A 22,535-nucleotide genomic window follows, 5' to 3' on the forward strand; every position below is an offset into this window, starting at 1 on the left:
TGCTAATTATTATTCATTAATACTGTGAAAGGCAGGTTAAAGGGATGGAGAAAAAAGAACTTCTTAGAGCATTGCCTAAAGTAGATGAGCTTTTGAACGAAGAAGTGGTTAAAATGTCTCTGGACAAAGCAATGAGGATTTTTGTTATAGAATCTTTGAGAGAAAGTATAGATAAGTATAGAAAAGAAATTTTAGACGGAAAGATCAGTGAGTTTTCTAAACAAGATATATTACAGTGTTTTGATAATATTTTAAAACACAAAAATGATCCTAACTTGAAAAGTGTGATAAATGCTACTGGTGTTATTATCCATACTAATTTAGGGAGATCTTTGCTGTGCAAAGAAGCTGCTCTAAATGTATTAAGAGTTGCAGAAAACTACAATAATTTAGAATACAATCTTGAAGGCGGTCAAAGAGGCTCAAGGTATGAGCATGTTGAAGATTTGATTGTAAAAATAACTGGTGCTGAAGCAGCAATGGTGGTTAACAATAATGCAGCAGCAGTTATGCTTGTATTAAGTACACTCTGTAAAGAAAAGCAGGCAGTTGTATCAAGAGGTCAGCTAGTTGAAATTGGAGGTTCCTTTAGAATACCAGATGTTATGAGTTTCAGTGGAGCAGAGCTAATTGAAGTTGGTACTACTAATAGGACACATCTATATGATTATGAAAATAATATAAATGAAAACACAGGGGTATTACTTAAGGTACATACATCTAATTTTAAAATTATGGGATTTACCGAGGAGGTAGGAATTGAAGAACTTGTGGAACTAGGCTGCAAATATAAGATTCCTGTTGTAGAGGATATAGGAAGCGGAGTGCTAATTGATTTTTCAAAATATGGTTTTACCCATGAACCAACTGTTCAGGAAAGCATAAGAAAAGGAATAGATGTGGTTACCTTCAGCGGAGATAAAATGCTTGGAGGACCACAAGCTGGAATTATAGCTGGAAAGAAAGAATACATAGATAGAATTAAAAAGAATCAACTTACACGCGCATTAAGAATAGATAAGATGACACTAGCAGCATTGGAAGGGACCCTAAAATTCTATCTTGACGAAAAAGAAGCAGTAAAACACTTGCCTACTTTATACATGATTTTGAGTTCCAAGGAAGAACATAAGAAAAGAGCTCATAAATTAAAGAATAAACTTCAAAAAGAAATAAATAATATTAATTTTACCATAGATCAGGATTTCTCAATGGTAGGTGGAGGTTCTATGCCTACAGAGAGAATACAAACCTATGTTATAAAGGCAAAATGTGATGAAATAACACCTGAACAGATGGAATTGAAGTTAAGAAAAAATTCTACTCCAATTATAGTTAGAGTTTTTAATGGAGAAATAATAATGGACCTTAGAACTATAAAGGATAGTGATTTTGAAGTTATAGTTGAGGCCTTTAGGAATATTACAGTATAGTGGAGATGGGAAGATGAAACATATAATTGTTGGTACAGCAGGGCATATAGATCATGGCAAAACCACACTAATAAAAGCGTTAACAGGTAGAGAAACTGATACATTAAAAGAAGAAAAAGAAAGAGGGATATCCATTAATTTGGGATTTACTTTTTTTGATCTTCCTTCTGGCAGAAGAGCAGGAATTATCGATGTACCAGGACATGAAAAATTTATTAAAAATATGCTTGCTGGCATAAGCAGCGTGGATTTAGTTTTACTTGTTATAGCTGCTGATGAAGGAATAATGCCACAGACTAGGGAACACTTTGAAATTCTTCAACTTTTAAATGTTAAAAAGGGAATAATTGTGCTTACTAAGGCAGACATGGTAGATCAAGAATGGCTTGAAATGATAAAAGAAGATGTAAAAAATGAATTTAAAAACACCTTTTTAGAAAATGCACCACTGCATGCAGTGTCTTCAAAAACAGGGGCTGGTATTCAGGAACTTATAGCTGAAATAGATAAAGCTACTGAACAAGTTGAAGCTAAGGATACTGAGGGACATTTTAGGCTGACGGTGGATAGAGTATTTTCCGTAAGCGGCTTTGGCACAGTAATAACTGGAACAATAATAAGTGGAAGAATTAATGAAGGAGAGACTGTTCAAATATATCCTTCAAATATAGTTACAAAGGTAAGGGGAATCCAGGTACATGAAAGTTCTGTTAAATTTGCTGAGGCTGGGCAGAGATGTGCAATTAATCTTGCTAATGTAAAGGTAGACGAAATAACAAGGGGCGACGTAATATCAAAAGAAAATCTTATGGAACCTTCTATGATCGTGGATGCATCCTTATACTATTTAAAAAATGCAGAAAAACCTTTAGAAAATAGGCAGAGGGTAAGGTTATATCATGGTACAAGTGAAATTCTTTGCAGGGTTATTTTGCTTGATAAAGAAGAACTAAACCCTGGAGAGAGTGGGTATGTGCAATTAAGGCTAGAAGCGCCACTTACAGCACAAAGAGGAGACAGATTCGTTATAAGAAGTTACTCTCCTATGGACACAATTGGTGGAGGGGTAATAATTGAACCTGTTTCAAAAAAAGCTAAAAGATTTGATAGTGGATATATCGAAGAAATAAAGATAAAAGAGAGTGGAAAAAGTGAGAATATAATTGAAAACACAGTATATAATTTAAGTGAGTCTTTTCCAGAGGTCTCAAGCATCCTAAAGTCTTTAGGAAAAAATGAAGAAGCTATTGAAGATAAATTGAATGAACTTGTTAAAGACAGAAAAGTTGTAAGGCTGACTTCTCTTGATAAAGTTATATATGTTCATAATAAATATTTAAAAGAAAAGGCTGAAAAGCTTGAAGAAATTCTTATTAAATACCATAAGGATAATCCACTTAAAGCAGGCATGCCAAAAGAGGAAGTTAAGAATAAAATATTCGGAAAGAGCATTAAGCAAAAGACTTATGATGAGATACTTAATATATTTGCTGAAAGAAACAATATAAGAATAAATGGTACCTTTATAGCAAATTTCAATTTTGAAATTAACTATACAAAGGAACAACTCCGAATAAAAGATAAAATTGCAGCTGCTTTTGATGAAGGAAAATATATGCCTCCCAAATATGAGGACTTACTTGCAGGTGAAAAAGATAAAAAGAATTTTAAGATGGTATATGATTCATTGCTTGATACCGGAGTTTTAGTTAAGGCATCAGAGGATTGTATTATATTAAAAGAATACTATGAAGCTTCAAAGTCAATGGTAATTGAATTTATAAAAGAAAATCAAAGTATTACTGCAGCACAGGCAAGAGATCTATTTAATACAAGCAGAAAATATGCTGTTGCACTATTAGAACATTTTGATAGCATAAAGCTTACAAAGAGACTAGAAGATAATAGAGTGCTTTATTAAAAGAAATTGATGTATAATTTGAATTCCCTTCAAAATGAAGGGAATTCAATAAAATAATATATTTACAACTTAGCAGTGCTGTGATATAATTCATTTGTTCTTAAATTAATCTAATATGGGAGTAGATGGGTGCTGGTGTGCCCGCCAGTCTTCAAAACTGTGTTGTCGTGCTAAGACCACGATGGGTGTGTTCGATTCACACATACTCCCGCCAAATAAAAAGCCACCAAACTTGTGAAATGAAAGTTTCTATAGTTTGGTGGTTAAAGTATTTTTTGATGAAAATTTACTCTTTTTACTATGTTAAAAATAAGTTTATATGATAAGTAAATAAAATATATGAAGAAAAATTCATACAGGTATGTAAATAATCACCATGATGTTATATAATTTATATGTTTGATTGTTTGTTAAAAAAATGACATTAATAATTTTTTACATTTACATAAAATAAGGAGGTAAGATGTATGCAAATTGTTAATAATATAAAAGATACAGCCTTGATTTTTGAGGGTGGAGGGATGCGTGCAAGTTATACAGCAGGTATTTTAAATAATCTACTTGAGCAAGAGATATATTTTGACTATGTTGCGGGAATTTCAGCTGGTTCTAGTCATACTGCTAATTATCTATCAAGAGATATAGCAAGGTCTAAACGTTCTTTTGTAGATTTAGTATTAGATCCTAATTTTGGGGGATGGAAATCCTTTATAAAACGTGAAGGTTTTTTTAGATCACAATATATTTATGAAGAAACCCATTATCCTGACGCAGCTTTACCTTTTGATTTTGAAACCTTTATGGCAAATCCTGCTCAGCTTCGCATAGGGGCGTTTGATCGTGACTGTGGTGAAATGAAGTACTTTGCAAAAGAAGATATTCACCAGATTAGTGATTTGATGAAAATTGTTAGAAGCTCATCTTCTATGCCAATATTTATGCCGGAGACATATTACTCAAATCACTACTATGTAGATGGTGGTTTAGGAGGGGGAATTCCTCTAGATATTGCTAAAAAAGATGGATTTAAAAAGTTTTTTGTAGTTCTTACACGCGAAAAAGGTTACAGAAAAAAGCCATTAAAATATACAGGCATTATTAAAGCATATTATCGAAAGTATCCACTTGTAGTGGAAGCTATGTTGAATAGGTATAAAGTTTATAATCAAATACTTGAGGAACTTGAACAGCTAGAAAGTGAAGGTAAGGCTTTTCTTGTTTATCCTGAAGCAATGAAAATCTCTAATCGGGAAACAAACTATGAAAAGCTATCTGAAAGTTATAATTTAGGCTATGAACAAGGACAAAGGGATTTGCCAAAGTGGGAGAAATTTTTAGGTATTGTCTAGATAAATTATATAGTGGAGTATTAAAATATTCATATTTTTGCTAAATAAAAAACTCTTGATTTGAATAAAGCTTATCAAGAGTTTTTTATAATCAAAGCTCATTTTAACAGTAAATATTTATATTTTTATGTTATACCAAATATTTATCGTATATTTTATTAGTACAACCATAGTCAATTAAAACTGGTTTATTGTTTAAAATCCCCCAAGAACTAATAGCGATGATATCTTCGTAAAGGAGATCATAATATTTTAGTAAGGGTTTCATCTCTTTAAAAAATTCACTTTTTTTCCTCGTATTTAATATTTGAAGCATATTAAGACCTCTGTTAGTTATTATAGAATTAAGAGGAAGAGCTCTTTTCATAATAATAATATCATTTTTATAGTATTCAATAGGGCAAAGATATTCTTTTAAACTTTCATTAGCGCTATTAAATATATTATTTTCTACTTTATTTTGAAGTACACCTGAAGTGTTACGAGGTACTTTGATTACATAATTTTCATCTATTGCATAAACTTTTCGTCCGGATCCTTTACCTATGAAGTGCAAGTTAGATTCTATGAGATATTTATCCGTTTCACAAAGCCTTATAAATTCATCTTTTATAGTATCCATTTTTATACCTCCATTGTAAAAAATGCTAAAAGAAAGCATATTCATGGTATATAATAATATATAATTGAAAACTCAATTTTGTTACAATATTAATAAATGGACACTTTGCTCCTATAGATATTGGCATATTTGTTTAAAGTTTTCTATTTTGCCACCGAAAATTACTATAGAAAGCAGCTCAAGTTCATAAATGCAGGATACGGAGCAGTTAATAATTGTTATGTGCTGCTAAGGAATACAGGAGGGTTGTTATGTCTGAGTGGTGTAACAAAGGCTGGGTCGAGGTTGTAAAAAGGCTTAATAGCGATTCAATAAATGGATTATCTATGAAACAGATTGAAGAACTAACTATAAAAGATAAAATTAATAACAAAAATAACGGGAATAATATAGGTATATTTAATATAGGCTATAATACAATTAAGAACTTATGGATTATATATATAATAGGTTTTATAGTATTGAACTTAGTGGTAAAAAACTATGAAACCACTTTGATTTTTTTCATAATTTTACTGATAAATCTACTAATACTAACATTTAATAAGTACGTTGAAGAAAAAAGACTTGATAAATTGGAAAAATTAAATCCAGTGTCCTGTAGGGTTATTCGTGAGGGAAGAATACACAGAATAAATCCAAAGGACTTAGTTATAGGGGATATTGTACTGGTTGATAAAGGAGACATGGTCCCAGCAGACCTTAGAATTGTTGAAAGTGAAGGGCTTAAAGTCAAAGAAACTCCTATAACTGGTGAATCTTTTATTGTTGAAAAATATGAAACAAAAATTGAAGAAAGAGACCTTGCTCTATCTGAAATGAAAAATATTTTGTTTAAATCATCAACTATTATAGAAGGCAATGGCTCAGGAATAGTAATTGCCACGGGCTTCGATACGGAAATAGGAAAAATAATTCATTTGCTTTATAAAAATCGAGATAAAGAAAATTATTTTAATATATATATATCTAAGCTGCTTAATAAGGTTAGCACCATATCATTAGTGTTAATATTACTAATAATTGTTGTTAATATAATTTTAAATAAAACAATACACGATATTATAAATCAGGCCAATTTAGTTTTGATAAGCTCTGGAATATATATTGTTTTTCCTAGCGTTTATATTTTTCAAAAAATATTGGGAAAAAAGCTTAAAAGAAATGGCATAACTTTTAATAGCTTAAATGCATTTGATAAGATAAATAAAATAAACACACTTATTATGGATAAGATTGGTTTTATTTCAAAAAACAAAATGGTGGCAACATCAATAAGTACTGACTATGAATTAATAAATATATCAGATGGGGAAAAATTAGAAAGAGTGGATGAAAATATTGAGAGATTACTTGAGATTGCATTACTAACCTGCGACTCTAAATATATGTCAAATTCTGATATGTATAACCCTGTTCATTTAATGGAAGAGGCATTAAAAAAGGTATCAGAAGATAATGAATATGATATGAATGCGTTAAATAGAAAATTAAAACGAGCTGTTTTTATACCATATGACAGTGATAGGCGTTTAATAACCTCTGTAAATAGATCAGGTAAAACCTTTAGGGCTAATGTTAAAGGTGCTTTAGATTCTATACTTATTAAATGTACTCATATTATGGTAAATGGTGTTGAAGAACCAATAAAGGACAGAGATATTAAAAAGATAAAAAATCTTCATTTGGAATTGCTAGAAAAGGGTTTAGAAGTTTTAGGGTTTGCTTACAGGAACTTTGGCTACGAACCCACCACAGATGAAAATATTGAAAGCAATCTTGTTTATGTTGGTTTAGTATCCTTTTTTAATCCAATGGACGAAGAAACTGCTAGCTGCCTAGAATATTTAAGAGAGAATCAAATAAATTTGGTATTGACCACTGAAGAAAATAAGATTTCAGCAATAGCCTCTGGTAAGATGGCAGGTTTAGAGTTAAAAGAAGAGAATATTATGTCCGGTGTTGAATTAGAAAATATTGAAGAAGCTGAGATGGAAGAGCTAATAAAAGAACTAAGGGTTTTTTCTAGAGTAAATGCTGAACATAAGAAGAGGATTACTCAATTACTTAATAAAATTGGTAATGTAATTGCTGCAGCAGGATATAAGTTTTCTGATTTAGGATTTTTGGATATATGTGACTTAGGTATTGCTATATCAAATAAATGCAGTTCTCTTGTAAAAGAGATGTCAGATATATGGATGGAAGATTCAAGTATTGTTAATTTAACTAGTCTTCATAATGACAGTAAAAAAATACTCAAAACAGTTGAAAAAATTATAACGTTTATTATTACAGGAAGTTATATTCAGTTTATATTGCAATTAACATGCCTGCTGATATTTAAAGAATTTAATATGTATATTATCAGCAGTTTATGGATAAATTTTGCATTAGTTCCTCTAATAATTATAGCTTTTTCATCACTTTATAAAAATGTGGAATTAGTGAATGAACAAGGTGACAGCAGATTAATATTTACTAGGCAAAAAATTGATAAAAAGTTTTTACTAAAAGTTGCAACCATAACTCTTACAGCATTATGTTTCATCATTTTAACCCATAGCTTTTTATATAGCTTTATTTATGAATCTGTATATATTTTTCTTGGTCTAACATTAATTGCTTATGCATATATAAGTTCTCCTAAACAGATGTGTAGAGATAAAACTTTTAACATTATTATAGTAATTACTTTAGTACTTCTCTTTATTGCCATCAAAATACACTGAAACCTCTGATTAAACTAATATTAATTGGACAAAATAATTTCATGGAGGTGGATGGCACTATGTTTGAAAGTATATTTGAAACTGTTGTTATGGGAAGTAATACTGTGTTTTTAAGCATACCTGAAGATGATTACTTTTTAGCTTATGATTCAGTAACCAAAAAGGCCGCAGAAGAAATAACAGACGATTATTTTAAAATGAGAGGCAGAGACGGAATTCCTAATGTTAAGCATATTGAATATGATGAACCTTCTCATAGAATAAAGATAACTCTAGAGGTTAAGGAAAATATGGATTGGCCTAGACCAGGTTATACTGTACCTGACACTCTTAATATTACCAGGAATAATGAATAGGCCGTTAGTTTATTTTTCTATATCATTATTTATGGGTTGTCTTTCCTCCGTACTTATAGAAGATAATTTAATTATAGATGCAGTAATTACTGCATCTTTTTTGACGTTAATATTTTTTACATTAAATAAAAGGTATTTTATATTGTGTATGCTGTTTTTTTGTCTTGGAGCTATTGATATCGCATTCTACTTCAATATATCCATTGGGAACGGAGCAATAAACGTAAGAGTGGAAGATAAAAAAGATAGTTATATGGTTGCATCTTATAAAGATAGGAAGATGTACTTGACAGGAAATGTAGATAAATTAGTAGAAGGAGAAAACTATAATATTAGTGGCAAATTTCAAAATCAAAAGAGCTATGATAGAGGAATAGTAGGTAGTTTTAGTGTTAAAAATTATAAAAAAAATAAGGAAGACATAATATCTGCTTCATATAAATTAAAGAATAAATTGTACACTGAATTTTCAAATGTTCTTGGAAAAGAAGATGCTTCAATGGTTATGTCCTTGTGCTTTGGCGAAGCTAGTTATCTTTCTGATAAGCAGAATACGGAATTTAAGCAATTAGGTGTGGTTCATGCAATAAGTGTATCTGGCTTCCATATGGCGCTGATTTATAAAGTTTTAGAAAATATTTTTGGTATTTATGTATCTATGATTATATCTTTTTTATATGTTTTGTTTACTGGTTCCCAAGCAGCTACCCTACGCTCATTTATAATGATTTTTGTAATGAAGTTATCCAAAAAATTATACAAGAACTATGATAGTTTGTCATCCTTGTGCTTTTCGGCAATTGTATTGCTAGTATATAAACCATACTATATCCTAGATTTAGGATTTTTATTATCGTATTTAGCTTGTATAGGCATAATACTCTTTAATAAAAGGTTGAATAGATTGCTGTTTAAGCTTCCTGATAGTATTAGAGATGGAGTAAGTTTGACCTTCAGTGCACAAGTGTTTTCAATGCCTTTTGCAGCATTGGAATTTAAACAAATAGCCTATGGTTTTTTATTAGGGAATATACTACTTCTTCCTTTGTATTCTATTATAGTTTTAATAGGAAATATAGCTTTAATAGTGTTTAAATTAAAACCACTTTTTAGTATAGCATCTCTAATATTAAAAGTTGTATTAATAGCAAATAAGGGGGCTACATTTGTACTTTTAAAACTAACACCTGCTATAAGCAATGTTAGTTATATAGAGGCAATTTCTATGATTATAATATTCTTCTGCGCAATTCTAGTAAGGCATGGGTATAAGAAGTGGACATATTTTCCTTTGTTCTTACTACCAATTTTGTTGTTTCAAAACTTCTACTTGTTTCCTGAAGTTCAATTTTATAATTTAGGAACTAAAGAATGTGTTTTAATCTATACAGGAAATGAAAGTATACTACTTGAAAAAGAAGAAGACAGGGCTGCGTTCAAAACAATAGATGCCAGTAGAGTAATAAGTTATAAAAACACAACCATTAAATTACTGAACAACTATTATGCTTCTGTTCAATTATTAGAGGATAGTAACAATAGCATAAATTCAATGGATTTAAGGGTGATTTCGCCAAATAAAAAAATTATTTTTACTAGGGATACTTCCAAATATGAGCATCTAAGTCCAAATGAATATGATATAATAAAATTGCCTAAAAAGAAATACTATTATAAAAAGGGTATAAGCTTGAATAATAAACTTTCATCAGTGAGATATAAGGTGATTTTTGATAAGGTTTATAAAATATCGGGACTTTAGCAGTGAAAGGTGAGGACTATGATTGAATTTCCAGACTTTGAAGAAAAATTAAAAAAAGGTGAACTAAACAATTCATATATATTTTGTGGTGTAGATGAGGGCTTAATGCAGGACAACATAAAATCTTTAGTTAATAAAAATGTTGATAAAACCTTTAGAGAACTAAATTATGTACAGTTTGATGGAAGTACCGTTGACATGGACGCTGTTATAAATACATGCGAGACTATCCCTATAATGAGCGATAAAAAGGTAATATTAGTATATAGAGCTAAATTTTTAGGAGAAGGCGAAGATAGGGAAGATAATAAACGGTTTGATAAGCTCATAAAGTATATAGAAAATGTACCAAACTTCTGTATTCTAATAGTTTACTATGTATTTGAGAATGATAGGGAAAAGCCTAGTAATAAGGTAAAAAAGCTTGATAAAAAAACAACAGTTGTAAGATTTGATAAACTTAAAGGTGCTGCTTTAGAAAAAAGAGTTAAGAGCCTTTTTGAAAAAAGAGGAGTTGAAATAGGTAAAATAGAGTTGAAGTTATTTTGTGATGGGTTGGAGAATAACATGAATATTATATCAAATGAGATGGATAAGCTTTGTAGTTATACATTAGATCGAGGAATAACAAAAGAGGATATCATTGCAATGCTTCCACCAAAATCTGATAATGATATATTTGATTTAGTAGATTGTATTTCTCAAAAAAAACCTGAGAGGGCATTAGAAATTTTAAATGAGTTGATATTTAAAGGTGAAAAGGCCACATATATTTTATTTATGATTGAAAGGCAATTCAATATTCTATTTAATCTAAAGCTTGGGGTTGAATCGGGAAAAAATAAAGACATGCTTTCTAAGGAATTAAAATTAAATCCATATATTTGTGAAAAGATGATAGCTCAAAGTAAAAGATTTTCAGCAAAGCAGCTAACTAACGCTCTAGAATTCTGCTTAAATACAGAGGAAACTTTAAAAAGTTCTTCGGTTAGCGGAAAGACTGAAATGGAACTTTTAATTATAAATACAATAACAGCATAAAAATAAATAACCGGTTAAAAACCGGTTTATTTATTAAGCATTAATGCTATTTAATTTTGATGCTAATCTTGATTTCTTTCTAGAAGCCATATTCTTGTGGATTATTCCTTTTGATGCAGCCATGTCTAATGCTTTAGCAGCATTTACAAGAGCTAATTTAGCTTCCTCAGCATTTCCACTAGTTAAAGCAACTTCAAATTTCTTTATAGTTGTCTTAAGAGCGGATTTAACCATTCTGTTTCTTAGAGTCTTTGCTTCAGTTACTTTGATTCTCTTTTGAGCTGATTTTATATTTGCCATCGTTAATTCACCCCCTTATATTTTTATAGGGTCTCTGCAGTTTGGGGAAATCTGCGTACGAGTTCTTATATTCAACAAAGCATATTATAGCATTAAACTTATTACACTTCAAGTAGAAATTACTAAATTAGGACTAAAACAACTATTATTAAAATAGATTGCTGCAAGTTTATGTCTTTATCGTATAGTATGAGTTGTTTTGGAAAAACTATTACTAAAAACATCATAGAAAGGGGTAATGATGTTAAGTGATGAAAAATATAAGAACAGATTTGGCCATTGAAGCAAAGGAAATATACCAAAAGGAGAATAATGGTTCTTATCCAGGAGTAGAAGTGGATGAATACACAGAAGAAGATATAAAGATAACTAATGTAAGAATTATAGACCAAGTTGGAGAAAAGGCTATGGGTAAACCAAAAGGAAGCTACATAACCGTTGAGATGCCTGAATTTGCTCACTACGACAGCGATGCTATGGATGATGTTAGTGAAGTGCTTGCAAAGGTTCTAACTCCACTTATAAAGCTTGAGGACAATATGACTGCATTAGTAGTAGGACTTGGTAATTCAAGTGTAACACCAGATGCACTTGGACCAGAAGTAATTTCAAGGCTCATGGTTACAAGGCATCTTAAAGAACTTGTGCCTAATAGTATTGATGAAGGTATAAGGCCTGTATGTGCAATTTCGCCAGGTGTTCTTGGTACTACTGGTATTGAGACTGGAGAAATAATAAGGGGAGTTGTAGAAAAGATAAAACCTAACCTTGTTATATGTATTGATGCTTTAGCCTCAAGAAAGATGGAGAGAGTAAATAGAACAATTCAAATAGGAGATACAGGTATATCACCAGGTTCTGGTGTAGGTAACAAAAGAATGGAACTTAGTGAACGAACACTTGGAATACCAGTAATTGCAATTGGAGTGCCTACTGTGGTTGATGCAGCCACCTTAGCCAATGATACCATTGATCTTGTATTAGATGAAATGATACAGCAGGCAAAGAATGGTGGAGAATTTTACAATATGTTGAAATCTATAGATAAAAATGAAAAGCAAAAGATGATTCATGAAGTTCTTAATCCTTATATAGGAAACTTAATGGTAACTCCAAAAGAAGTAGATGCGGTTATTGAATCTCTCTCTAAAATTATTGCTAATGGAATTAATATTGCCCTTCAGCCTGCACTAGGACTGGAAGATATAAATAGATATATTAATTAAGTAATAAATAACAATCCCCTCTCATACAATGTTATATGCTTGTACATATGGGAGGGGATTTTTTTGGATAACATAAGTTTAAAAGGTTATAAGCTAAAAAAATATATTAGTGTACTCATATTTATTGTACTCATAAGTATTGTAATTCCTTCTATAGTAAAGGCAGCAGAAGAAAGCAATAGAAGAAATATGTTCTATATTCAGCTTATTAATTACACTATGCCTCTGGTAAAAACTACATCTTTCGATGAAGACGATATGGCAGAAAATCAATTTTCTATAAAAGCAGTAGTATTAAGCTATTTAGGAATAGATATTCATTCTCCAATGTCTATTTTACAGAAGGAAATAAGTTACTTAAATACTGAGGAAAAAGCAACGCCAAGTAAAGGGCTAGTTGACTTTGCTCTTAACCCATTTAAATTAAATGAAAATCAGATATCAACAGGAACTACACCTGCTAATAATGAAAAAAGTAATGAGGGTAATTTAAATTTGCCAGATAATCAAGTGACTATGTATGATCCAAAGTTAAAACAGAACCTAAATGTAGCAAAACCAGATGTGTTTATTTATCATACACATACATCGGAAAGTTATAGTCCTGGTGCTAGTGATAACGAAGACCAAACTAAAAATGTTTGTGCGGTTGGTGATGCTCTAGCTGATGAGCTTGAAAAAAATTACGGTATATCAGTAGCCCATGATAAAACAGTCCATGATGTTGTTTATAATAACAGTTATGCCCGTTCAGCAGAAACCGTAGATAAATATATGAAAAAATACGGCGATTTTAAAGTAGTTATAGATTTGCATAGAGATTCTATTGAAAATAAAAAAACTGAAACCATAAAATTAAATGGTGTAAATACTGCTAAATTTATGTTTGTTATGTCTAAAGGTAATCCACATTCAAGTAAAAACTGGGCTGTAGCAAACAAGATGGTTGATATTTCAAATAAATTGTTTCCTGGACTATGCAAAGGAATTTATCCTTATAATAATGGTATAAGATATTTTAATCAAGGAAAGAGCAATAATGCAGTGTTGATTGAAGTAGGCTCTGATGTAAATACCACTGAAGAGGCGAAAAACACCTCCAAGTATATTGCTAGAATAATCGCCGAGTATATTAATTCTAAAAATTGAATAAAAGTGGAAAAAAAGTACATCCTTATAAAATGGAGGTGCTTTTTTTATGTACCAAAAAATTAAGAACTTTATAATCATATTTCTTTGCGTATTAATTGTAGGATATGGGGTTTTAGAAGTTAGTAGTGGACTTCCCAAATTTATAAAAGATAATTCAGCTGTGAAAATTAATTTTAACCCTAGAAAAGTTGATTTAACCATAGAATCTGGACAATATGTATTTTATTTTAATAATAATCTTATAAGTAACCTTGCAGAAAAAACTTCCGGTGTTTTTAAAAGTATAGAGAACAATTTTATTAATAAGGCCAACTAGCATATTTTATGTTACATTTTTTTACTTAAAACAGTTTATATTGACATAAACTAGAACCATTGTGGTATAATGTATTTTGACTTATTACGTAATGGGGGTAGTACAAATGCAAACTGACAGGCAAAAGCATATTAGAAATTTTTCAATTGTTGCACATATAGATCACGGTAAATCTACTCTTGCAGATAGATTGCTAGAGAAAACAGGAACATTAACTGAACGAGAAATGGAAGAACAAGTACTAGATAACATGGAACTTGAAAAAGAAAGAGGAATAACTATAAAAGCTCAAGCTGCAAGACTTATATATAAAAGGCCAGATGGAGAAGAGTATATACTAAACTTAATTGATACTCCAGGGCACGTAGATTTTAATTATGAGGTTTCAAGAAGCCTCGCAGCATGTGAAGGGGCAGTCCTTATAGTTGATGCGTCTCAAGGTATTCAAGCTCAAACTTTAGCAAATTGTTATCTTGCACTAGATCACAATCTTGAAATTGTGCCTGTTATAAATAAAATCGATTTGCCAAGTGCTAGACCAGAAGAAGTTAAAAAGGAAATTGAAGATATCATTGGTATTGATGCAGAGGATGCACCATTAGTTTCAGCTAAATCGGGAATAAATATTGAACAAGTATTAGAGGCTATTGTAGAGCATGTGCCTGCACCTTCAGGAGATGAAGAGGCTCCCCTAAAGGCATTAATATTTGATTCTTATTATGACAGCTACAAAGGTGTAATTTGTTATGTAAGAATTAAAGAAGGAACAGTAAAGGTTGGAACTAAAATTAAGCTTATGGCTACAGGAAAAGTATATGAGGTAACGGAAGCAGGAGTATTTGCTCCACAATTTGTTCCTACAGGTGAACTTAAAGCTGGAGATGTTGGCTATATAACTGGATCTATAAAGAATGTAAGAGATGCCCGTGTAGGTGATACAATAACAGAAGCAGATAGACCAGCTAAAGAAGCCTTAGAAGGTTATAGACCAGCTGTACCAATGGTATATAGCGGAATTTATCCAGTAGATGGAGCAAAGTATGAAGAACTTAAGGAAGCACTTGAAAAGCTTCAGCTTAATGATGCTGCCCTATCCTTTGAACCAGAAACATCAATAGCTTTAGGTTTTGGTTTTAGATGCGGTTTTTTAGGTCTATTGCATATGGATGTTATGCAGGAAAGAATAGAGAGAGAGTTTAATCTTGATATTATAACAACTGCACCTTCTGTTATATATAAAGTAACGAAAACAGATGGAACTCTTCTTGAATTAACCAATCCAACAAATCTTCCAGAACCTAGTGAAATATCATATATGGAAGAGCCAGTGGTTAAAGCATCAATTATCTCACCTTCAGATTATGTTGGTGCCGTAATGGATTTGTGTCAGAATAGAAGAGGTACTTTTAAGGATATGCAGTATCTTGAAGCAACGAGAGTTGTGTTAAATTATGATATACCTCTAAATGAGATTATTTATGACTTCTTTGACCAACTTAAGTCAAGAACTAAGGGATATGCATCACTAGATTATGAGCTAAAAGGTTACGAAGAAACTAAGCTTGTAAAACTTGATATATTACTAAATGGAGAAATTGTTGATGCTCTTTCAATGATTGTACCTCAAGAAAGAGCATATGCAAGAGGAAGAGGCATAGCAGAAAAGCTAAAAGAAGTTATTCCAAGGCAGCAATTTGAAATTCCTATTCAAGCTGCAGTAGGAGCCAAAATTATTGCAAGAGAAACTGTAAAGGCTTTAAGAAAAGATGTTTTGGCAAAATGCTATGGCGGAGATATAACAAGAAAGAAAAAGCTTCTTGAAAAGCAAAAAGAGGGAAAGAAGAGAATGAGACAGATTGGAACTGTTGAAGTTCCGCAAGAAGCGTTTATGTCAATACTTAAAGTAGATTAAACGTAGGTAAAAGTCCTGAATGGACTTTTAGGGATAACCTACCGCAGAAAATGGCAAGAATAGGTTACCCTTGTTCCAATATAAAGGAGGAAAACATATGGAAAAATCCATAGCGCTTTATATACACATACCATTTTGCAAACAAAAATGCCTGTATTGTGATTTTCCTTCATTTAGTTCAAAAGATAAGCTTATGGATAGTTATACAGAGGCATTATGTAAAGAAATTGAAAAAGTTAACAATAATTTAATAGAAACTATTTTTATAGGTGGGGGAACTCCCACCTATTTGTCTATAGAAAACTGGAAGAAAATAAGCAAAACTATCACTGATCTCAGATTAAAGGATGATTATGAATTTACTATAGAGGGGAATCCAGGGAGTTTTACTTCAGAAAAATTAAGGTGTTTTAAAGAAATGGGAGTAAATAGATTGAGCATAGGACTGCAAGCTTTCCAAAATCATCATTTAAAAGCCTTAGGAAGAGTTCATAATGTTCAGGATTTCATAGATACATATAATATTGCTAGGGATATTGGGTTTGATAACATCAATTTTGATGTTATGTTCGGATTGCCAAACCAAGCAGTAGGGGAATGGGAAGAGACTTTAAAGAAATGTATAGAGCTTAACCCAGAACATATATCCTGCTACAGTTTAATTATTGAAGAAGGAACTCCTTATTATAAAATGTATGAAATGGGAAGTCTTATTCTCCCAGAAGAAGATGAAGAGAGAAAAATGTATGATTTAACTCTAAGATTACTAAAAAATCAAGGTTATATTCAATATGAGATATCTAATTTTTCAAAACCTGGAAGAGAATGTAGACACAACTTGGTTTACTGGAGTTTAGAAAATTATATTGGATGTGGTTCTGGTGCTCATTCATATATGGATGGGTATAGGTATAGAAACACTGAAAGTATAGAAGAATATATTATGAAAATAAATACAGAGAATAATGCTGTTGTTGAAAAAGGTAAGAACACTATTGAAGATAACATGGAAGAATTTATGTTTATGGGACTTAGAAAGATAGCAGGAATTTCTATTGATGAATTTGAGAAAAGATTTAATGTGTCAATAGATAGGATATATAGCGCTGTAATACAAAAGCATATAAACAATAGGCTGCTAGAAAGGGAAGAAGGAAGGCTTTTTTTAACACCAAAAGGCATCGAACTATCTAATATAGTAATGTCAGATTTTATATTATAGTAATAATTATTCGATATAGTATTAACTAGGAGTAAAAACGAGAAATATCGAGATAGAATGAATTAAATTGAATTGTAAATGTATAATAATATTTTTTTGATTTTTATGAAGCATTGACAAAAAAGTGTTACAGTGATATTTTTTAATCATAGTGATTAGCACTCACCTCGAGTGAGTGCTAATAAATGAGGTGATAATATGGAAATGGATGAAAGGAAAATTAGAATACTTCAGGCAATAATAAATGATTATATAAATACTGCAGAGCCTGTAGGATCCAGAACCATAGCAAAAAAATATGATTTGGGTATCAGCTCAGCTACTATAAGAAATGAAATGGCTGACTTAGAGGATATGGGCTATCTCGAACAACTGCACAGTTCTTCTGGAAGAAAACCTTCTGATAAAGGTTATAGACTTTATGTAGATAAGCTTATGAGGGTAACTGAACTAAGTGATGAAGAAGAGCTTATAATTAAAAATCAACTTATAAATGCAGCGCTTTTTGAAGTTGATAAAATTGTAAAGCAGGCAACTCAGTTGTTATCAGAAATGACTAAATTAACTTGTGTTGTAAAAGCACCTTCCGCTAGTAAGAGCTATATTAAGTCTATTCAGCTTTTAAACATAGATAACAGCAATATATTAGCTGTTATTATTACTGATACGGGACTTATAAAAAATCACATGATTAGAATTCAAAAGCCTTTAAGCAATGAAATGTTAGCAAAGCTTACAAGTATTTTAAATGCAAGGCTTAACAACTTAACTGTTGAAGAAATTAATTTAGCTGTAATTAATAATCTAAAAAAAGACTTGATTAATTATGAAGAAATATTCGATGCTATAATTCCAGCACTTTATGATAGTTTAAGTGGTAGTGATCCTTCGGATATATATATGGAGGGTACAACAAACATATTTAACTATCCTGAGTACAATGACATTGATAAAGCAAGGGAGTTTCTATACTTATTAAATAACAAAGAAACTATTAGCGGACTTCTTGATGTAAAAAATGGAATTTCTATTAGTATTGGTGAAGAAAATTATATAGAACAAGCTAAAGATTGCAGCATTATTTCAGGAGTTTACAGTATTGGAGGAAGGCCGTTAGGGGCAATTGGGGTCATTGGACCAACAAGAATTCCTTATTCAAAAATTATTACCTTGCTAACTAAGGTGGTTAAAGAAATAAATGACAATATAGGTCAGATTTTCTTAGATGATAGATAAAAAGACCACAGTAAAACTTGGCTTGTTTATAAGTATACTATGGCTTAGAGGGAAAGGAAGAAGATAATGACAATGGAAAAATGGGAAGACGAAAAACAATTTGAAGCAAATGAAACTGATGAAAAATTCACTGATGAAGTTCTTGAAGATCCAGAAAAGCTAGAAGACGAGGAGTTTGAGGAGATAGACCAGGAACATATTCTTTCTCTTGAAGGTATTGCTGAGGAACTTCAAACTTCCAATAAAAAGTTATCTGATGAAAATCAAAAACTTCAAAATGAATTAGAAGCTTTAAAAGAGAGAGTTATACGAGTTTCTGCAGAATACGAAAACTACAGAAAGAGAACAGCGAAAGAAAAAGAAGGCATTTATACAGATGCCTGCGAAGATGTTTTAAAGACGATGCTCCCTGTTCTCGATAATTTGGAAAGAGCTGCTACTGTCACTGGTAGTGTTGAAGACATAAAAAAAGGTATAGAAATGACCATAAGACAATTTAAAGACAGCTTTGAAAAGCTTCAGGTAGAAGAAATTTCTACAGAAGAAGGCTTTGATCCAAATTACCATAATGCAGTGATGCATGTGGATGATGAACAATTTGGTAATAATCAAGTAGTAGAAGTATTCCAAAAAGGTTACAAAAGAGGCAACAAGGTTTTAAGACATAGTATGGTAAAGGTAGCAAACTAGAAAAAATCTTATTATAAATTAAAAGAGGTTGCTAAACAATCGGTTTGGCATAAGAAAGTTATTAAGGAGGAATAAAAATGGGAAAAGTCATAGGTATCGATTTAGGTACTACAAATTCATGTGTAGCAGTTATGGAAGGTGGAGAACCAGTTGTTATTCCAAATGCAGAAGGTTCTAGAACTACACCATCAGTAGTTTCATTCCAAGCAAATGGTGAAAGATTAGTAGGTCAGGTAGCAAAAAGACAGGCAATAACAAACCCTGATAAAACTATAATATCAATTAAGAGAGAAATGGGTACAAATCATAAAGTAAATATTGATGGAAAAGAGCATTCTCCACAAGAAATATCAGCAATGGTTCTTATGAAGATAAAGGCTGATGCAGAATCATACTTAGGAGAAAAAGTTACTCAAGCTGTTATAACAGTTCCAGCATATTTTAATGATAGCCAAAGACAAGCAACTAAGGATGCAGGTAAAATAGCAGGACTTGAAGTTCTAAGAATAATAAATGAGCCTACTGCTGCATCACTAGCTTATGGTCTAGACAAAATGGATACAAACCAAAAAATATTTGTATATGACCTAGGTGGAGGTACATTTGACGTATCAATTCTTGAACTAGGTGATGGTGTTTTTGAAGTTAAATCTACTAATGGTAATACAAGATTAGGTGGAGATGACTTCGACCAAAGAGTTATGAACTATATAGCTGATACTTTCAAGTCAGAGCAAGGAATTGATTTAAGGAATGATAAAATGGCACTTCAAAGATTAAAGGAAGCTGCTGAAAAGGCTAAGATTGAATTATCTTCATCATTACAAACTAATATAAATCTACCATTCATTACTGCTGATGCAACTGGTCCTAAACATATTGATATGAATCTTACAAGAGCTAAATTCAATGAGATTACTCATGATCTAGTTGAAGCTACAATAGAACCTATGAAAAAGGCTCTTCAAGATGCAGGCTTATCAATAAATGAAATAGATAAGGTTTTACTTGTAGGTGGATCTACAAGAATACCAGCAGTACAAGAAGCTGTTAAGAACTTTACAGGAAAAGAACCATCAAAGGGAGTTAACCCAGATGAATGCGTTGCTGTAGGTGCTGCTATTCAAGCTGGAGTTTTAACAGGAGATGTTAAGGATGTATTGCTGCTTGACGTTACACCTTTAACTCTAGGAATAGAAACTATGGGTGGAGTTGCTACTGCTCTTATAGAAAGAAACACAACAATACCTACAAGAAAAAGCCAAGTATTCTCAACAGCTGCTGATGGTCAAACTTCAGTAGAAATTCACGTTGTTCAAGGTGAAAGACCAATGGCTGCTGACAATAAAACTCTAGGAACATTTACACTATCAGGAATAGCACCAGCTCCAAGAGGGATTCCTCAAATAGAAGTTACTTTTGATATAGATGCAAATGGTATAGTTAATGTTTCAGCTAAAGATAAAGGAACAGGAAAAGAAGCTAATATTACAATAACAGCTTCAACTAACCTATCCAGTGATGAAATAGATAAGGCTGTTAAAGAAGCTGAAAAGTTTGCAGAAGAAGATAAAAAGAGAAAAGAATCTATTGAAGTTAAAAACAATGCAGACCAAATAGTTTACCAAACAGAAAAAGCACTTACTGATCTAGGTGATAAGGTTTCTGCTGAAGATAAAGCTAAAATAGAAGAAAAAGTAACTGCTATAAAAGCTGTTAAGGATGGAAATGATCTTGAAGCTATTAAGAAGGCTACTGAAGAGTTAACTCAATTATTCTACAGTATTTCATCTAAGCTGTATCAACAAGATCCAGGTGCACAAGGAGCAGGTTTTAATCCTGGAGATATGGGCGGCAATGCAGGTAATGCAGGAGCTCATGATGACAATGTAGTAGATGCAGATTTTAAAGTAGAAGATGACAAATAAAAAAATGTATGTATAATATATAAGGGATGGGTATATACCCTTCCCTTAATTTAGGTTCATAGTAAATAGTATATAAGTAATATTAGGTGGTGGAAAATAGCGTGGCAAAAAAAGATTATTATGAAATTTTAGGTCTGCAAAAAGGTGCTAGTGATGATGAAATAAAAAAGGCTTTTAGAAAGCTTGCTATAAAATACCATCCAGATAAAAATCAGGGGGATAAAGAGGCTGAAGAAAAATTTAAAGAGATTAATGAAGCCTATCAAGTGCTTTCAGATCCACAAAAGAAAGCACAATATGATCAATTTGGAACTACTGATTTTAATGGTGGTCAAGGAGGCTTTGGAGGATTTGACTTCTCAGATATTGGAGGCTTTGGAGACATATTTGAGAGCTTTTTCGGTGGAGGCTTTTCTTCAGGAAAAAGACGTAATGGACCTGAACGGGGTGCTGATATAGAATATACTCTTAGCTTAACCTTTGAAGAAGCCGTTTTTGGTGTTGAAAAAGAGGTACCTATAAATAGATATGAAAAGTGTGAAACTTGCTCTGGAAGTGGTGCAAAGCCTGGAACTACAGCAAAAACCTGCGACAAATGCGGTGGAACAGGTCAAACTAGAGTTCAAAGACAAACTCCACTAGGAAGTTTTGTAAGTATGAATACCTGTGATAAGTGCGGAGGTAAAGGTAAGTTAATAACTGATCCATGCCCAACTTGTAAGGGAACAGGTAAGGAAAGAAAACATAGAAAAATTAAGATTAATGTTCCCGCTGGTGTTGATACAGGCAATGTAATTCCATTAAGAGGTCATGGAGAACATGGTTCTAATGGTGGACCTTCTGGCGATTTGTATATAAATATAAAGGTAGCACCTCATCAAACTTTTAGGAGAAAAGGCTTTGATATTTATATAGATAGACATGTAAGCTTTGCAAAGGCATCAATAGGTTGCGAGCTTAAAGTTCCGACAGTTGATGGTGAAGTGAAATATGAAGTTCCATCAGGAACACAGCCTGGTACTGTGTTTAGACTTAAAGGTAAAGGTGTGCCTAGAGTTAATAGCTCCGGTAGAGGAGATCAATATGTAACTATTGTTGTAGATATACCTAAGACTTTAAATGAAAAGCAAAAGGAAGCTTTAAAAATGTTTATGGAAGCAAGTGGCGAATCAATAGAAGAAGGAAAAAAGTCTTTTGTTGACAAAATAAAAGATTCATTTAAGTAAATGAACAAACTTCGTTTCTTATGGGTGAAACGAAGTTTTGTTTTTTAATGGTTTACCATTGTGGATAATTTGGTATAATATAGACGTAAATAAAATCAAAGCAAAAGAAAG

The 22,535-nt window shown here is 31.7% G+C and carries 18 protein-coding genes and 1 tRNA gene; 17 read left to right on the forward strand and 2 right to left on the reverse strand.

Annotated elements, in window-relative coordinates; genetic code table 11:
* Positions 1-44: 44 nt before the first annotated feature.
* From selA to bsdE14_RS18805, 4 genes are all read left to right on the forward strand, one after another.
* A complete protein-coding gene (selA, locus tag bsdE14_RS18790) occupies positions 45-1,433 on the forward strand; it encodes an L-seryl-tRNA(Sec) selenium transferase (RefSeq protein WP_264851532.1) in 1,389 nt (462 codons plus the stop codon).
* A gap of 13 nt (positions 1,434-1,446) precedes the next feature.
* Positions 1,447-3,354, forward strand: coding sequence for a selenocysteine-specific translation elongation factor (gene selB, locus bsdE14_RS18795; RefSeq protein WP_264851533.1), 1,908 nt, complete (start codon positions 1,447-1,449; stop codon positions 3,352-3,354).
* Between the two features lie 117 nt (positions 3,355-3,471).
* Positions 3,472-3,568: transfer RNA gene (locus bsdE14_RS18800), tRNA-Sec, on the forward strand.
* A gap of 253 nt (positions 3,569-3,821) precedes the next feature.
* Positions 3,822-4,703 (forward strand): patatin-like phospholipase family protein, encoded by an 882-nt coding sequence (locus bsdE14_RS18805; protein ID WP_264851534.1) that lies wholly within the window; start codon positions 3,822-3,824, stop codon positions 4,701-4,703.
* A 130-nt stretch (positions 4,704-4,833) separates the two neighbouring features.
* Here the strand turns inward: bsdE14_RS18805 and bsdE14_RS18810 are convergent, their stop codons facing one another.
* The gene (locus tag bsdE14_RS18810) at positions 4,834-5,325 is read right to left on the reverse strand and encodes a hypothetical protein (protein WP_264851535.1); all 492 of its coding nucleotides are present in this window, start codon (positions 5,323-5,325) and stop codon (positions 4,834-4,836) included.
* 251 nt (positions 5,326-5,576) lie between these two features.
* On the opposite strand from bsdE14_RS18810, the gene bsdE14_RS18815 reads away from it, so the two are divergent.
* Genes bsdE14_RS18815 through holA form a run of 4 tightly spaced genes read left to right on the forward strand, consistent with a single transcriptional unit; the run spans position 5,577 to position 11,216 of the window.
* On the forward strand, positions 5,577-8,057 hold the full coding sequence (locus tag bsdE14_RS18815) for an HAD-IC family P-type ATPase (RefSeq protein ID WP_264851536.1): 2,481 nt from the start codon (positions 5,577-5,579) through the stop codon (positions 8,055-8,057).
* A gap of 59 nt (positions 8,058-8,116) precedes the next feature.
* Positions 8,117-8,413, forward strand: coding sequence for a hypothetical protein (locus tag bsdE14_RS18820; protein ID WP_264851537.1), 297 nt, complete (start codon positions 8,117-8,119; stop codon positions 8,411-8,413).
* Positions 8,406-10,175, forward strand: a complete 1,770-nt coding sequence (locus tag bsdE14_RS18825; protein WP_264851538.1) for a ComEC/Rec2 family competence protein — start codon at positions 8,406-8,408, stop codon at positions 10,173-10,175. Before bsdE14_RS18820 ends, bsdE14_RS18825 begins: the two co-directional genes overlap by 8 nt.
* A gap of 18 nt (positions 10,176-10,193) precedes the next feature.
* A complete protein-coding gene (gene holA / locus bsdE14_RS18830; RefSeq protein WP_264851539.1) occupies positions 10,194-11,216 on the forward strand; it encodes a DNA polymerase III subunit delta in 1,023 nt (340 codons plus the stop codon).
* Between the two features lie 33 nt (positions 11,217-11,249).
* Here the strand turns inward: holA and rpsT are convergent, their stop codons facing one another.
* Entirely contained in the window at positions 11,250-11,516 is a 267-nt protein-coding gene (gene rpsT / locus bsdE14_RS18835; protein WP_264851540.1) for a 30S ribosomal protein S20, read from the reverse strand.
* Between the two features lie 251 nt (positions 11,517-11,767).
* On the opposite strand from rpsT, the gene gpr reads away from it, so the two are divergent.
* The 9 genes from gpr to dnaJ all read left to right on the forward strand — a co-directional run bounded on the left by gpr (position 11,768) and on the right by dnaJ (position 22,424).
* Complete coding sequence (gpr, locus tag bsdE14_RS18840; RefSeq protein WP_264851541.1) at positions 11,768-12,742, forward strand: GPR endopeptidase; 975 nt, start codon at positions 11,768-11,770, stop codon at positions 12,740-12,742.
* A 63-nt stretch (positions 12,743-12,805) separates the two neighbouring features.
* Entirely contained in the window at positions 12,806-13,891 is a 1,086-nt protein-coding gene (locus bsdE14_RS18845) for a stage II sporulation protein P (RefSeq protein ID WP_264851542.1), read from the forward strand.
* Between the two features lie 49 nt (positions 13,892-13,940).
* Positions 13,941-14,210, forward strand: a complete 270-nt coding sequence (locus bsdE14_RS18850) for a hypothetical protein (RefSeq protein WP_264851543.1) — start codon at positions 13,941-13,943, stop codon at positions 14,208-14,210.
* 106 nt (positions 14,211-14,316) lie between these two features.
* The gene (gene lepA / locus bsdE14_RS18855; protein WP_264852300.1) at positions 14,317-16,122 is read left to right on the forward strand and encodes a translation elongation factor 4; all 1,806 of its coding nucleotides are present in this window, start codon (positions 14,317-14,319) and stop codon (positions 16,120-16,122) included.
* 97 nt (positions 16,123-16,219) lie between these two features.
* Complete coding sequence (hemW, locus tag bsdE14_RS18860; protein WP_264851544.1) at positions 16,220-17,344, forward strand: radical SAM family heme chaperone HemW; 1,125 nt, start codon at positions 16,220-16,222, stop codon at positions 17,342-17,344.
* A 198-nt stretch (positions 17,345-17,542) separates the two neighbouring features.
* Complete coding sequence (gene hrcA, locus bsdE14_RS18865; protein WP_264851545.1) at positions 17,543-18,580, forward strand: heat-inducible transcriptional repressor HrcA; 1,038 nt, start codon at positions 17,543-17,545, stop codon at positions 18,578-18,580.
* Between the two features lie 72 nt (positions 18,581-18,652).
* The gene (grpE, locus tag bsdE14_RS18870) at positions 18,653-19,270 is read left to right on the forward strand and encodes a nucleotide exchange factor GrpE (RefSeq protein WP_264852301.1); all 618 of its coding nucleotides are present in this window, start codon (positions 18,653-18,655) and stop codon (positions 19,268-19,270) included.
* A 77-nt stretch (positions 19,271-19,347) separates the two neighbouring features.
* Entirely contained in the window at positions 19,348-21,198 is a 1,851-nt protein-coding gene (gene dnaK / locus bsdE14_RS18875; RefSeq protein WP_264851546.1) for a molecular chaperone DnaK, read from the forward strand.
* Positions 21,199-21,299: 101 nt separating this feature from the next.
* Complete coding sequence (dnaJ, locus tag bsdE14_RS18880; protein ID WP_264851547.1) at positions 21,300-22,424, forward strand: molecular chaperone DnaJ; 1,125 nt, start codon at positions 21,300-21,302, stop codon at positions 22,422-22,424.
* Positions 22,425-22,535: the final 111 nt, after the last annotated feature.

Origin of the sequence: Clostridium omnivorum (assembly GCF_026012015.1) — a bacterium.
GTDB lineage: Bacteria > Bacillota > Clostridia > Clostridiales > Clostridiaceae > Clostridium_AX > Clostridium_AX omnivorum.

What these genes read in the sequence shown, in the direction of transcription:
- dnaK (WP_264851546.1), top strand. Translation starts at nt 19,348, where the DNA reads ATGGGAAAAGTCATAGGTATCGATTTAGGTACTACAAATTCATGTGTA.
- bsdE14_RS18810 (WP_264851535.1), bottom strand. Translation starts at nt 5,325, where the DNA reads ATGGATACTATAAAAGATGAATTTATAAGGCTTTGTGAAACGGATAAA.
- gpr (WP_264851541.1), top strand. Translation starts at nt 11,768, where the DNA reads ATGAAAAATATAAGAACAGATTTGGCCATTGAAGCAAAGGAAATATAC.
- hrcA (WP_264851545.1), top strand. Translation starts at nt 17,543, where the DNA reads ATGGAAATGGATGAAAGGAAAATTAGAATACTTCAGGCAATAATAAAT.
- bsdE14_RS18805 (WP_264851534.1), top strand. Translation starts at nt 3,822, where the DNA reads ATGCAAATTGTTAATAATATAAAAGATACAGCCTTGATTTTTGAGGGT.
- bsdE14_RS18825 (WP_264851538.1), top strand. Translation starts at nt 8,406, where the DNA reads ATGAATAGGCCGTTAGTTTATTTTTCTATATCATTATTTATGGGTTGT.
- selB (WP_264851533.1), top strand. Translation starts at nt 1,447, where the DNA reads ATGAAACATATAATTGTTGGTACAGCAGGGCATATAGATCATGGCAAA.
- grpE (WP_264852301.1), top strand. Translation starts at nt 18,653, where the DNA reads ATGGAAAAATGGGAAGACGAAAAACAATTTGAAGCAAATGAAACTGAT.
- bsdE14_RS18850 (WP_264851543.1), top strand. Translation starts at nt 13,941, where the DNA reads ATGTACCAAAAAATTAAGAACTTTATAATCATATTTCTTTGCGTATTA.
- selA (WP_264851532.1), top strand. Translation starts at nt 45, where the DNA reads ATGGAGAAAAAAGAACTTCTTAGAGCATTGCCTAAAGTAGATGAGCTT.
- hemW (WP_264851544.1), top strand. Translation starts at nt 16,220, where the DNA reads ATGGAAAAATCCATAGCGCTTTATATACACATACCATTTTGCAAACAA.
- bsdE14_RS18820 (WP_264851537.1), top strand. Translation starts at nt 8,117, where the DNA reads ATGTTTGAAAGTATATTTGAAACTGTTGTTATGGGAAGTAATACTGTG.
- rpsT (WP_264851540.1), bottom strand. Translation starts at nt 11,516, where the DNA reads ATGGCAAATATAAAATCAGCTCAAAAGAGAATCAAAGTAACTGAAGCA.
- lepA (WP_264852300.1), top strand. Translation starts at nt 14,317, where the DNA reads ATGCAAACTGACAGGCAAAAGCATATTAGAAATTTTTCAATTGTTGCA.
- holA (WP_264851539.1), top strand. Translation starts at nt 10,194, where the DNA reads ATGATTGAATTTCCAGACTTTGAAGAAAAATTAAAAAAAGGTGAACTA.
- bsdE14_RS18815 (WP_264851536.1), top strand. Translation starts at nt 5,577, where the DNA reads ATGTCTGAGTGGTGTAACAAAGGCTGGGTCGAGGTTGTAAAAAGGCTT.